Origin of the sequence: Nocardioides sp. CPCC 206348 (assembly GCF_048654705.1) — a bacterium.
Lineage (GTDB): Bacteria > Actinomycetota > Actinomycetes > Propionibacteriales > Nocardioidaceae > Nocardioides.
The window spans coordinates 6,530-6,775 of sequence record NZ_JBMCZA010000171.1 but is presented as its reverse complement, the minus strand read 5'-3'; the positions used below and the strand labels follow the sequence as shown (position 1 = coordinate 6,775).

Sequence of the window (246 nt, the reverse complement as noted above, 5' to 3'; positions counted from 1 at the left end):
TCGGATCTCGCCAACGTCTCCACCAGGGCGGTGCGCGACGGTGATGGCTGGGTGGTCAACGGCCAGAAGGTGTGGACGTCCAACGCGCACTCTGCGCGGTTCGCGATCCTCGTCGCACGCACCGACCCCGACGCGGTGAAGCACGCCGGCCTGACCTACTTCATTTGCGACATGACGGATCCCGGTGTCGAGGTGAGGCCCTTGCGCCAGATCACCGGCGAGGCCGAGTTCAACGAGGTCTTCCTG

1 protein-coding gene is annotated in these 246 nt (G+C 65.9%); it reads left to right on the top strand.

Annotated features, from left to right (window positions below; all coding sequences use genetic code 11):
- A partial coding sequence (locus ACOADB_RS13560) for an acyl-CoA dehydrogenase family protein (protein WP_378599428.1) occupies positions 1 to 246 on the top strand: 246 nt, incomplete at both ends.